Source organism: Streptomyces sp. NBC_00425, assembly GCF_036030735.1.
Classification (GTDB): domain Bacteria; phylum Actinomycetota; class Actinomycetes; order Streptomycetales; family Streptomycetaceae; genus Streptomyces.
On record NZ_CP107928.1, the window covers coordinates 631,599 to 643,866 of the forward strand.

Below are 12,268 nucleotides of genomic sequence, written 5' to 3' on the forward strand. Positions count from 1 at the left end.
CGCCACCCGGGGTGCTCTTGCCGAGCGGGTGGTGCGCGGGCACCCGGGCCGCAGGTTTTCTGGACGGCATGACCCGTACCCGTTTCGAGCTGACGCTGCGCGGACCGATCGCCCGCTCCCTGCTGGACGTGATCCTGACGCGGTTCGACCACGTGTCCACGCCCGGCACGGACGGCACCGTGCTGGTCGCCGAGGGCATGGATCAGGCATCGGTCCGCGCTCTGCTGAACCTGCTCTGGGATGCCGGCCACGAGGTGCTGGCTTTTGAGGCGGTGACGGCCTGAGACATCCCGCGGCGGACCGGCCGCGGCGGGAGTCCCACGGCATACCGGCGGGCGGCATCCGGGTGAGAAGGACTTCGCCGATGCGAACGGCAGTGGGCCACCACTGGCTTCCCGGTGTCCCCCGATGCCGCCACGGGCTTGCGGGCAGGCGCGAGGGCCGCTCGGTGCGGCGCACGTTCCTTCTTCCTGTGCCGGCGTGCCGGGAGGCTTATTCACACGGCGGCGAGGAGGGCGATGTCTAGCGGTAGTTGAGCTCGGCGAGCTCGGTGGCGAGCTTCTTGGGCATCGGGGTATGTGCCAGCAGTGGCAGTGCGATGTTGCGGACACTGCGGGCCACGGAGCTGCGCGTGGTGGCCAGGCGGGTCATGCGGTGCGTGAAGGCGACCACGCGCTGGGCCACGGGGCGGCGTTGCGCCTCGTAGCCGTCGAGCCGGCCGGTGGCGAACGCCCGGCCCAGGGCGTAGCCGTCCTGGATGCCGGTGTTCATCCCCTGACCGCCTGCGGGGCTGTGCACATGGGCGGCGTCGCCGGCCAGCAGCAGACGGCCGGCGCGGTAGTGGTCGGCGACCCGGTGGTGCACCCGGAACCGTGACGACCATGCCATACCCGTGACCTTGGCCTGGCCGGGGGCGCGCTCGTCGAGCACCTTCTGGACGAAGGCGAGGTCCGGGGAGGCGGGCGCGTCGTCCACGGTGGCGACGACCCGGTAGTGGCCGCCGGGAAGCGGGGCGACGACGGCGAGCCCCAAGGTGCCGAAGGTCAGCGAGACCTCGTCCGGCCCGGGGACCCAGTCCATCACCACGTCGGCGAGCACGAAGGACTCGGCGTAGGCGTTGCCGGTGAACCCGATGCCCGCCGCCTCACGCACGGTGCTGTGCATGCCGTCGGCGCCGACGGCGTGGGCGGCGCGCAGCGTCTCGCCCGTGGTCATGGTGAGCGTCACGCCGTCCTCGTCCTGGACGACGGAAGCGACCTCGTAGGGGCGGTGCACGTCGCCGCCGAGCGCCCTCAGCCGGTCCAGCAGCACGCTCTCGGTCTCGTACTGGGGAACCATCAGGGTGTACGGGTGGGGGGTGGGCAGCTTGTCGAACGGCACCGTCAGCAGCCGGCGCACGCCGTCGCGGACGGCGAACCGGGTGACCTTCACGCCTCGCGCGATCAGCTCCTCGGAGGCTCCCAGCTCGTCCAGGACCTCCAGCGTGCGGGCATGCACCACGGCGGCGCGCGAAGTGTTGGCGCCCTCCGCCAGCTTGTCCAGGACAACGAAGTCGATGCCTGCGGAAGCGAGCGTGACGGCGAGTGCGAGACCGGCCGGTCCAGCGCCGACGACGGCGACTTCGGTGCGGGCGGGAAGTGCGGTGGCGTTCATGGCGGAGCCTTCCGTTTCTGATCCGGGCAGCAGGTCAACAGGCGTTGGCCGACGCCTGTTGACAGGATGCTCGAATTCCCAGCGGGAGTCAACACGCGTTGGCCCACACTTGTTGGCGCGAAGGGGCCGGACCCCCGGCGCAGAGCGGCGCCGGGATAGAGGGGTAGGGACTTCATCCGTCTGCTGCCCAGCCCACCCCGGAGGTCGGAAGGGAGCCTGTGCGTCCCGGTTCGGTCCGGCCGAGACTCCGCCTCATCGCGTCATACCCGGCGGTTCGGAGCAGCTCCGTGCGTTCCTCCTCGCCGGTTCCGCCCCACACGCCCGACGTCTGTGCGGTCCCGAGGGCGTAGGACAGGCACTCGAAGCTCACCGGGCAGCGCGCGCAGACGCGTTTGGCTGCGGCGGCCTCCCGCAGCGCCGGCCCGGTCGTACTCACAGGGAAGAACAGCTCGGGGTCCGCGCCCACGCAGGCGGCGGCGCGCAACCACTCCATCTCACTCCACGGCATTGCTTTGCCTTCTTTGCTGTAGAAGCGTGGCGCTGCAGGGCTTCTTTCCTGTCGCCCGGACCCGGGTTGCGGCAGGAGAATCGCGTCGGACGGGGTGCTCGCGCACCACCCCGCCCCAAGGTGTACCCGGGGTGCCCGAACTGGCAGAATCGGCACCGGGTTGCGGTGCCGGGCCGCAGGTCGGGAGCGTCGTGACATCGGACAGGCCTACACGGCCACTGCTCACCGTGAAACAGGTGGTCCCGCCGGCGCGTGCCGACGCGATCCCCCGCGAACGCCTGCAGCAGCAGTTGCGCCTCGCCGAGACCCGGCTGACCGTTGTGGTGGCGCCCGCCGGATGGGGCAAGACGAGCCTGCTCAGCGGCTGGGCGTCGGGCCCCGACGAGAAGCGTCGTATCGCGTGGGTCTCGCTGGACGAGAGCGACGACGAACCCGTCCGGTTCTGGAGCTACGTACTCACCGCGCTGCACAACGCCGGCGACGCGATCAGCGCGGGCCCGTTGCAGGCGTTGGACGCGGCCGCTGTCGCTCCGGTCGACCTCGCGCTGCCGATGCTGCTGAACGAGCTGGCCGCATCCGAGGTAGCGCATGTACTGGTCCTCGACGACTACCACCTGCTCGCCGACCCGCAGATCCACGAGGCGGTCGAATACCTGGTCGCCTACCTGCCCGCCTCGCTGCGGATCGTGATCGCCGCGCGCACAGACCCGCCGCTGCCGATCGCGCGGCTGCGGGCCCGCGGCGACCTGACCGAACTGCGTGCGGCGCAGCTGCGGTTCTCGCCCGACGAGGCGACGGCCCTGGTGTCGGCGGTGTCAGGGCACGACCTCGACGAGACCGCAGCAGCAGCCATATGGGAACGGACCGAAGGGTGGGCGGCGGGGCTGCAGCTGGCCGCCCTCGCACTGCGCGCGGACCCGGCGAAGGCTCAGGTCGATGACCGGCACCTGCTGGACTATTTCGCGGCTGAGGTCCTCCCGGGCCTCGCGCCGAGCCACCGCGACCTCCTCGTGCGGTCCGCGCCGCTCGAAAGGCTCTCCGGTCCGCTGTGCGACGCCGCACTGCAGGTGACCGGATCGGCCCAGGTGCTGTCCGATCTCGTCAGGGCGGGTCTGTTCGTGGCCGCCCTGGACGACGAACAGCAGTGGTACCGGTGCCATCACCTGCTCCGGGACGTCCTGGCACACCAGGCCACCGCAGACCCTCGGGAGGTCCTGGGCCACGCCGCAGCCTGGTTCACCGAAGAGAGGCGGCTCGACGACGCGGTACACCACCTGCTGCGCGCCGGCCGCGACGACGACGCCGCGGAGCTGATGCTGAGCAACGCGGAGACCTGGTTCTTTGCGCACGGGGACGCCGCGAGCTACCTGCGGTTCGGTGAGCGGCTGCCCAGCCGAGCGGTCGGCCCGCTGCTGGCTTATTCGCTGGCCTTCGCGGCGGCGCTCTGCGGTGATCAGGCCCGTGTGAACCACTGGCTGGACGCCTGTGAAGTCCGGGGCGCCGCAGAGACCGTCATGACCGGTTGGCACAGCTTCCGCAGTGCTGTGCTCACCGTGCGTGCGGGCTTCGGCATGTCCGATGCCGAAGCCGCGCAGTCCGTCGCCCTGGCCCTGCAGGCTCTCGAACTGGAAACCGCCGGCGATGTCACCGCGCACCCTCACGTACCCGCGACACTCGGCGGCGTACTGGCTCGCGACGGCCGTTTCGACGAGGCTGCAGCCCTGCTGCTCGACGTGTGGCAGCAGCGCCATCACGGCTCGTGGCCACTGTGGACCGTGATGGCCGTAGCGGGCATGCTGGCGGTCAGCCTTGTCGAGGCCGGCCGCGCCGAAGAGTGCGACCGGGTGCTGCGCGAGGCCGGTCCAACAGCGGATGCCGTCGAGCGCGACGGGCGGGAGGCCAGCACTCCCGGGCTCGCCGCGCTGCGTATCGCCGCCGGCCGGCGCGGCTACTTGCGCGCCGATGTGGAAGGGGCTGCGGTCCTGCTGCGCCGCGCCGTCGGGCTCGCCGAACTCCACCCGCGGCCGACGACGCTGTTCCTCGGCCTGCTGTACCTGGCCGACGCCGAACTCGCCTGCGGTAACCGGTCCGCCGCCCGCACCGCGCTGGCGCGGGCCCGAGAGGTCGTGCAGGAGGAGCCGGTGAGTGCCTTCGCGGCTCGGCGGCTCGAGCAGGCCGAAACACGGCTGGGCCAGGCCGGCACCCGCACCGCCGTACGCTCCGGTGCCCTGGCAGAGGAACTGACCGACCGTGAGCTGTCGATCCTGCGGGCCCTGCAGGGATCGGCGACCCAGCGGGAGATCGGGGCAGCGCTGTTCCTGTCGATCAACACGGTCAAGGCATACAACAAGAGCCTCTATCGCAAGCTCGGCGTGGCCTCCCGGCAGGACGCCGTGAAAGTGGCGCGCGAACTCGGCCTGATCTGATCCCACCCGGGTGTCTTTCCCGAGCGGGTGGTGCGCGTGCACACTGGCGAAGGGTTTCCTGTACGGCATGGCCCCCACCCGCTACGAGCTGACCCTGCGCGCACCGATCGCCCGCACCCTGCTGGACGTGATCCGGACCAGGTTCGACCACGTGTCCACGCCTGACGAGGACGGCACCGTGCTGATCGTCGAAAACATCGACCAGGCATCGGTGCGCGCCCTGCTGACCCTGCTCTGGGACACCGGCCACGACGTACTGGCCTTCGCGGAAACAAGGACCTGAGACGTCCACCGACATGCGTGCCGACCTCGGCGTCCGGCTGCCACCCGGTTCACGTGCGGCACGACCTCGCTGTCACCGCGGGTGGTGGAGGAGTGCGGAGGCCGGTCGGTTCCGACCGCAGCCAACCGCGCCGGTGCAGTCAGCGCCGGCACCTGGCGCCCGGTTCGACCTCTCACGCGAGGAGGCCGATCGCGAACCAGACCATGGGCCGCCTACGGCGGACCGGGGCCGCGGTGGCCAGTCAGGGTGTCCGAGGCCCGCCGCCCTCCTCGACTCCTGACCGCCGGAGGCGAACACCCGGTGCACCGCCTTCCCGGAGAACGACAACCGCAGGCAGAACAAATGGCACTTCACCAGCTCGCCCCGCAAACGGACCGCGACCTCGCCGAAGTCGACCTCGGCTTCGGCGCCGGCCAGGTGCGAGTGCTTCCCAGCCGGTGACATCCACTCAGACGGACAACTGACAACCCACAATCACCGTCAGAGCGATCCTTGCGAAATCCATTGGTGCCCGGCTTGCTCCGCTGATGGACTGACGTCCTACCGTGAGTCTGCCTGGTGACGGAGGTAGTGGTTGTGACAGGTTATGACGTGCTTGCCGAGGTGTACGAATGGCTCATCTCGGATGCAAAGTTGCCTCCAGCCGAGTTCGCTGCGTCGTTCGACGACGTCCTCAATCTCCTGCCGTCGAACGCTCACGTCCTCGACTGTTCGTGCGGAACGGGACAGTTGGCGGTTGGCCTCGCCGGTCGTGGCATACAGGTTGTCGCAACTGACGCCAGCGAGGCGATGCTTCGTCGGACTGCAGAGTTGTCTGAGGAGTTCGGGGCATCCGTCCGGGCCGTACGGGCGAACTGGGAAGAGTTGCCCGACCATTTTCAGGACAACACGTTCGACATGGTGTTCTGCGTCGGCAACTCGCTTCACCATGCCACGGGCGCGACAGGCAGGGGTGCTGCTCTGGAGTCGATGTCACGGCTTCTGCGCCCCGGCGGGCGCTTGGTACTCACATCCCGCACTTGGGAACTCGTGAGGGCCAGAGGTTCCCGGCTGGAGATCAGTGACCGACTCGTCCGCCGGAACGGTCGCGATGCCGTCGTGGTCTACCGCTGGGAGATTGCGCCGCACTGGGAGGAGGAGCACCACATCGAGATTGCGATCGCGCAAGTTGATGCGACCGGGTTGGTTCTTGTCCGCTCGGAACTGCTGTCCTGCTGGCCCTACCGGTACGAGGAACTCGAAGTCGAGTTGCACCGGGTCGGACTCCAGACGGAACTGAGCACGTTCGATCTTGAGGCCGAGAACTACATGGTGGTCGCGAGCAAGGTATGAACACCGGACCCTCAGTCCCTGGCCGGACCGCGCGGTTGCTCGCAGGACGCTTGCGCCCTCCCATCGGTGCGGGTTCAAGTGGTCAACGCAACGCCTCGGACGAGGAGTGCTCGTCGATCAGACGGCGGTAGATCCGGGGTGACGGTGTGGCGCTGTTTCCTGGTCGCGTCCAGATCAATGAGCAGGATCTCGTCGATCAGCAGCGTGAACGGATCCAGCTTCGACGGCCGCGCCGAAGCGGTTGTCGTGCGTGGCTGCGGCCAAGCCGAGGTCAGGGCCTTGACCGGCTCCAGGTGACGCCGTACTTGCACTGCAACGCCCGGTTCGACATGCCGTCGCGGGAGTCACGCCGCAGCGCGGCGTACAACTCGACGTTCGAACCGCCGGCCCCCACCACGGAAGCGATCAAGACACTCGAGTGAACCCACTCGCACGGCGACTCGCCCGGACGGATGCCCGTCTCACTGACGCTGGTCCTTTCCGAGCGGGGCGAACCAGATCGGCTGCGACCACAACCGGGCGCGCAGGCCAGTCGGTGCTGTGCGTCGAACTCGCCATCGGCGCCCGGCCGGCCACCCGTCCAGGTCCATGTCGTCGACGGCAACTCGGCGGGGAAGCGCCGTCGGACGCGGCACGGCGCGGGCGAACAGAGCTGTGATGCGGTCGGGGTGCGGACGCGGACCGACCTGACCGTCCAGCCGCAGGGCAGGCCCGAGCGGTCGGCATCGTTGCCGCCGCCCTCGCCCCATGCAAGATGACTCGCTCGCTCAACGACTGCAGGGTCTTCGGCCATGGCGGAACCTCGATGGCCCGGGACGCGAACTCGCTCGCTTCGTGAACCCCCGCCGGGCTGCTGCCCTCCTGCACCGTGGTCGAACTGCCGGCAAAGACGACCAGACGCAGAACGAGGAATCGCCCGATTCCGGCGAGCCCTGAAGCACTGAGGTAGACGGCCTGCTCGCTCAGCGTCCCGGCCGACGGCTGCACGAGGTGCAGGATGAACATCGCCGCGCACGTCACCGTGTAGGCGGCCAAGGCCGACCCGGCGGACTGCCAGTGCCGGCGCCATCCTGCACGCCGCCCGGCCTTGAAGGTGAAGCGCGCGTGGAGTTCTGTGCAGAGAAGGGTGGAACCTGCGGTGACCAGTGCGTTCGCCGACGCCCAGGGCATCAGCATGGCCAGCAGTGCCACGGCCGGGCCGGAAGCGAGTCCGACACCGCCGCCGCACAGGACGAACCGGGAGAAGGAAGCGAGCGGGCCGGCAGTGGCTGCGGTCCGGCGCGTCTCGTCCATGGCGGCTTCTGTCCGGCCGGTGTGCTGCGCCTCGTACGCCGTACGGAGCTGTGAGGGGAGCAGCGACTTCATGGCGGTTGTCCTTCCGGGCCAGGGGCACCTCGGTCTCCGGGCCGGGCGCAGAGCAGATTGCCAACAAGCGTTGGCCATCGCTTGTTGACATGATGCCCACCCCCAGCCAGAAAGTCAACGCCAGTTGGCCTACGGCCGTTGGCAAGATGCAAGAGGCCGAAGTCCAACGACAAGTCCCCACTCTTCGACGCCGCCCTACACGCCTCCGACCTGGCCGCGGCCTCTCAGGCGCCCTGCTCCGGCCTGCTCTGCTCCGCTCCTGCCATCGGCGGGCCCACCGTCCCGGGTTCTTTCTCTTCGGCCGACCACGCGGCCCGCTCACCGCGCTGCTCGCGGCCGCACCGACCGCATCGGCCGCAGGAGGCAGCGGGCAGAGGGCAGAGGGCAGAGGGCAGAGGGCAGCATGATCCGCCGTCACGTCCCCTGGCGAACCTGCCGCACACAGCGGGGATTTATGGGCATCGTCTACTCATGTGAGGGGCTTGGGGCCGCAATGACGATGAGCACCTGAGAGGAACCGCACCTGAGGTGCGGCGCAGTTCTCTGACCTGAGTGGTCAAGGAGGCAGGCCGATCCTGTTCCTCTCGTCCCCTCGATGAACAGGGAGCCCTCGTGGCCTCGTTTCTCTACAGACTCGGGCGGCTGGCCTTCCGCCGCCGCAGGCTTGTAGCCCTCATCTGGGTGGCCCTCCTGGCGCTCGCCGGTTTCGGCGCGGCGTCCGCGCCGGCCGCCACCTCGTCGTCGTTTTCCGTTCCCGGCACGGAGGCCCAAAAGGCCTTCGACCTGCTGGAGGACCGTTTCCCCGGTAGCAGTGCCGACGGCGCCACCGCCCGCATCGTCTTCAAGGCGCCCGACGGCGCGAAAATGACGGACGCCGGTTCCAAGGCCGAGGTCACCGGCGTGGTCGCGGCGCTGAAGTCCGGCTCCCGACAGGTCGCCTCCGTCACCGACCCGTACACGACGCAGGCTGTGTCGAAGGACGGCTCGACGGCGTACGTGTCCGTCACCTACCGGGTCGGTTCCATGGAACTCACCGACGACACCCTCCACGCCCTGAAGAAGGCCGGCGCACAGGCCCGGCACGACGGGCTCACCGTCGAGACCGGCGGCGACGCGCTGCAGGCCACGCCGGAGACGGGTGCCGGGGAGGTCATCGGCGTGGTGATCGCCGGGGTGGTCCTGGTCGTCACCTTCGGGTCGCTGATCGCCGCGGGTCTGCCGCTGCTCACCGCGCTCGTCGGCGTGGGTATCGGCATCTCCACGATCACGGGGCTGGCCGCCGCCCTCGACCTGGGCACGACCACCTCGACGCTCGCCATGATGATCGGCCTCGCTGTCGGCATCGACTACGCGCTGTTCATCGTGTCCCGCTACCGCTCGGAACTCGCCGAGGGACGCGAGAAGGAGGAGGCCGCCGGACGGGCCGCCGGCACTGCGGGCTCGGCCGTGGTCTTCGCCGGCCTGACCGTGGTCATCGCCCTGGTGGGCCTGGCCGTCGTCAACATCCCCCTGCTCACCAAGATGGGCGTCGCCGCGGCCGGCACGGTCGTCATCGCGGTGCTCATCGCTCTCACCCTGATTCCGGCTCTGCTGGGTTTCGCCGGGGACCGTGTCCTCGGCCGCAAGGCCCGCCGGGGCAGGGCCGTCGAGCACAAGCCGAACATGGGCGCCCGCTGGGCGAGTCTGGTGCTCCGCCACCCGGTCGCCGTCCTGCTCATCGGCGTCTTCGGCCTCGGCGCGATCGCCGTACCGGCCGCCTCTCTGGAGGTCGGCCTGCCCGACGACGGCTCGCAGCCCGTCAGCACCACCCAGCGCAAGGCCTACGACCTGCTCTCCGACGGCTTCGGCCCCGGCTTCAACGGACCGCTGACGGTCGTCGTCGACGGCGACAGAGCCGAGGCCGACCGGGCGGTCACGCTCATCCGGAATCTCCACAGCGCGGCCGCCGTCACCGAGCCGACCCTCAACAAGGCCGGCGACACAGCCATGATCACGGTCATCCCGAAGGACCGGCCGTCCTCACTGGCCACCGAGGACCTGGTCCACGAGATCCGGGACAAGAGCAGCGACCACGTCTACGTCACCGGTGCGACCGCACTGAACACCGACTTCTCGCAGAAGATGAGCGACGCACTGCTGCCCTATCTCGCGCTGGTCGTCGGCCTCGCCTTCCTCCTGCTGATGGTGGTGTTCCGCTCACTGCTCGTGCCGCTCAAGGCAGCGCTCGGCTTCCTGCTCTCGGTCGTCGCCGCGCTCGGCGCCGTCGTGGCCGTCTTCCAGTGGGGCTGGCTCGGCTCGCTGTTCGGCGTCGAGCAGACCGGCCCGGTCATGTCGATGATGCCGATCTTCATGATCGGCGTGGTCTTCGGCCTCGCCATGGACTACGAAGTCTTCCTGGTCACGCGGATGCGAGAAGCCTTCGTCCATGGACAGCAGCCCCAGAGCGCCATCGTCACCGGCTTCCGTCACAGTGCGCGCGTGGTGATCGCGGCGGCGGTCATCATGATCGCAGTCTTCGCGGGCTTCATCGGTTCCAGCGAGCAGATGATCAAAATGATCGGTTTCGGACTCGCGATCGCGGTGTTCTTCGACGCGTTCGTGGTTCGCATGGCGATCGTTCCTGCCGTGCTGGCTCTGCTGGGCCGACGGGCCTGGTGGCTGCCGCGTCGGCTGGAGCGGAGTCTGCCCAACGTCGATGTGGAGGGCGAACAGCTCGACGACGAACTGTCCAAGAGCCCGGGCGGTTCGGACGAGGACCGCGGACTGATCCTCGTCTGAACCAGGGACGATCCGAAGAGATTCGGGGCTTTGCGCGGTGCGGTCGGCGGCGCCGCAAACGCCCGGGCATCATCTGCTCGCGGGGCGCCCCGGAAGGCGGCGGCCCGTGGGGACGAGACCCCCGCTGGAAAGGATGGCCGTGCTGCCGCTGCAGACAGCACGGCCGTCACCCACTGGTTGAGGAAATGCCGCAGCGCCCAGTACCCGGGCGGGGCAGGAGTCCTGCCGAGGAGGAGCACGATCGGCCGTAGGTGCGGTTCGGCGAGGGAGACGGCGCGGCGCAGCAGGACGGCGGACGGCTCCGTGTCGGCGTTCCGGTAGCTGCGCCTTGCCTGGCCAGGCGCAGCGGGGCCGGCCCCGACGTGCTCGTCTCCCTCGTTTCCCGCCTGTCGCGCTCGACCGCGTCGGCGAGCGGACGGGCCTCGCGCATGACCCGGGTCGCAGTCCTCGCCGCGGCCGGCCTCGACGAGGCTGACGTCACCGTGCCGGAGCGCCCTGCAGCGTCAGCGACGGCGGCCACGCTTCACGGTGGCATGGCGACGACCACAGATCGAGCAGCGGAGTCGCGGCCTCGTCGAAGCGGCCGCCTCGGGCCGGCATGGCCCCTGGCAGCATCGCCTGTGCGGTCGGATGCCCGGCGAAGCCGCTGCGGTGTCTTCGTCCAGCGCCTGCTGCATCACGACGACGGACCGCGCGTCCTGGGCATCCGGACTGCCGAAACCCGCAGGCCTACAGAGCACGCGCTGCGCACGCCGTGCCGACCGGGACGGCGCTGTCGTGGGCGTCGCCCGCCTCATGGACGTCCAGCCGGTGGTTGACCGTCCTGATCGCCGCAGAGCGCCGCTGTGCAAGCCGGTGAGGACGCCGACGCGGGGCCCACCGCCCGGCTGTGCACCGCTCGCCGAACTGCAAACAGGTCGCGGCGGCCACGGGTGACGCCGCCGACCAGGGTGACGTGTTGCTTGCCCGGAGGCCGCTCGTCCTTGTGCGGAGGCAGGCCTCAGTCGCGACGGTGTCCGAGGGCAAGCCGTCCAGGCACCGCTTCCTGTCGTGCCTGGTCCTCGTGCGGTGCGTCAGATCAGGCTCTTCAGGAGTTCTTCGACCGCGTCGACAAGGGGATCGCCCTCGGTTCCCGGGCGTCGGACCATTCCGAGTTCTACGTCGGGCAGTTCGGGCAAGCCGCGCGCCGCCATGCCGGACTCGACCTGGGCGGGAAGGAGGGCCGCGGCGCCCAGCCCGGCGCGAACCGCGCTCTGCACGCCGGCCAGGCCGGTGCTCTCAAAGGCGATACGCCAGTCACGTCCGCTGTCTTTCAGGGCGTCGAGTACCGGCATGCGCCAGCGGCACGGCTGGGAGAACAGCACGAGCGGCAGCGGGTCCAGGCTGAGGTCCACCTCAGGCCCGGCGGCCCAGACGAGAGGCAGCCGCACGGTCCAGCGCGGAGGTTCGGGCAGATACGCCGGGTCACACAGCGCCAGGTGGATGCGGTTGGCCGTGAAGGCCCTTCTCATCGCCGGGCCGGGCGCGCTGACCAGTTCCAGCGTCGCCTGCGGATGCATCCGGCCGAAGTCGGCCAAGGCCTGTGCGAGCGGAGCGGCAGCGAGGTCCTCGATCAGACCTACGCCGCAGTGCCCGGCCACGGTCTCCCCGGTGGCCGTCATAGCCTGTGCCGACAGGGTAAGGATGCGTTCCGCGTACGGCAGCAGAGCCTCCCCGGCTCTGGTCAGTGACACACCTGTGGCAGACCGGTGCAGCAGCGGTTGACCGACGGCGCGTTCGAGTTTCCTCAGCTGTCCGCTGAGCGCCGGCTGGCTGTGCCCCAGCACGTTCGCAGCCCTGCTGATGCTCCCCGAACGGACGCAGCTGACAAAGGCCCGCAGGAGCGATGTCTCAAGTTCTGGCCCCATAACCACAGGTTATATC

At 69.7% G+C, this 12,268-nt stretch carries 9 protein-coding genes and 1 pseudogene; 6 read left to right on the forward strand and 4 right to left on the reverse strand.

Features of this window, described 5'->3' with window-relative positions; translation table 11 throughout:
• Positions 1-68 precede the first annotated feature (68 nt).
• Complete coding sequence (locus OHS82_RS02820; RefSeq protein ID WP_057574968.1) at positions 69-284, forward strand: hypothetical protein; 216 nt, start codon at positions 69-71, stop codon at positions 282-284.
• A 238-nt stretch (positions 285-522) separates the two neighbouring features.
• Here the strand turns inward: OHS82_RS02820 and OHS82_RS02825 are convergent, their stop codons facing one another.
• Together OHS82_RS02825 and OHS82_RS02830 are read right to left on the reverse strand one after the other, a co-directional pair.
• The gene (locus OHS82_RS02825; protein WP_057574967.1) at positions 523-1,653 is read right to left on the reverse strand and encodes an FAD-dependent oxidoreductase; all 1,131 of its coding nucleotides are present in this window, start codon (positions 1,651-1,653) and stop codon (positions 523-525) included.
• A 172-nt stretch (positions 1,654-1,825) separates the two neighbouring features.
• The gene (locus OHS82_RS02830) at positions 1,826-2,146 is read right to left on the reverse strand and encodes a WhiB family transcriptional regulator (protein ID WP_079040958.1); all 321 of its coding nucleotides are present in this window, start codon (positions 2,144-2,146) and stop codon (positions 1,826-1,828) included.
• A 242-nt stretch (positions 2,147-2,388) separates the two neighbouring features.
• On the opposite strand from OHS82_RS02830, the gene OHS82_RS02835 reads away from it, so the two are divergent.
• The 4 genes from OHS82_RS02835 to OHS82_RS02850 all read left to right on the forward strand — a co-directional run bounded on the left by OHS82_RS02835 (position 2,389) and on the right by OHS82_RS02850 (position 6,624).
• Complete coding sequence (locus OHS82_RS02835) at positions 2,389-4,587, forward strand: helix-turn-helix transcriptional regulator (RefSeq protein ID WP_328433190.1); 2,199 nt, start codon at positions 2,389-2,391, stop codon at positions 4,585-4,587.
• Positions 4,588-4,654: 67 nt separating this feature from the next.
• The gene (locus OHS82_RS02840; RefSeq protein WP_057574965.1) at positions 4,655-4,870 is read left to right on the forward strand and encodes a hypothetical protein; all 216 of its coding nucleotides are present in this window, start codon (positions 4,655-4,657) and stop codon (positions 4,868-4,870) included.
• A gap of 576 nt (positions 4,871-5,446) precedes the next feature.
• Positions 5,447-6,202, forward strand: coding sequence for a class I SAM-dependent methyltransferase (locus OHS82_RS02845; protein WP_328436016.1), 756 nt, complete (start codon positions 5,447-5,449; stop codon positions 6,200-6,202).
• Positions 6,203-6,348: 146 nt separating this feature from the next.
• Positions 6,349-6,624 carry a hypothetical protein gene (locus OHS82_RS02850; protein ID WP_328436181.1) on the forward strand — a complete coding sequence of 92 codons (276 nt, stop codon included), beginning with the start codon at positions 6,349-6,351 and terminating at the stop codon, positions 6,622-6,624.
• 454 nt (positions 6,625-7,078) lie between these two features.
• On the opposite strand, the pseudogene OHS82_RS02855 reads toward OHS82_RS02850, so the two are convergent.
• Positions 7,079-7,495, reverse strand: a pseudogene (locus OHS82_RS02855) (hypothetical protein); the annotation flags it as partial.
• A gap of 684 nt (positions 7,496-8,179) precedes the next feature.
• Between OHS82_RS02855 and OHS82_RS02860 the strand changes: the two are divergent.
• Positions 8,180-10,345, forward strand: a complete 2,166-nt coding sequence (locus OHS82_RS02860) for an MMPL family transporter (RefSeq protein WP_328433191.1) — start codon at positions 8,180-8,182, stop codon at positions 10,343-10,345.
• Positions 10,346-11,418: 1,073 nt separating this feature from the next.
• Here the strand turns inward: OHS82_RS02860 and OHS82_RS02865 are convergent.
• Positions 11,419-12,252 carry a LysR family transcriptional regulator gene (locus OHS82_RS02865; RefSeq protein WP_057575226.1) on the reverse strand — a complete coding sequence of 278 codons (834 nt, stop codon included), beginning with the start codon at positions 12,250-12,252 and terminating at the stop codon, positions 11,419-11,421.
• Positions 12,253-12,268 lie beyond the last annotated feature (16 nt).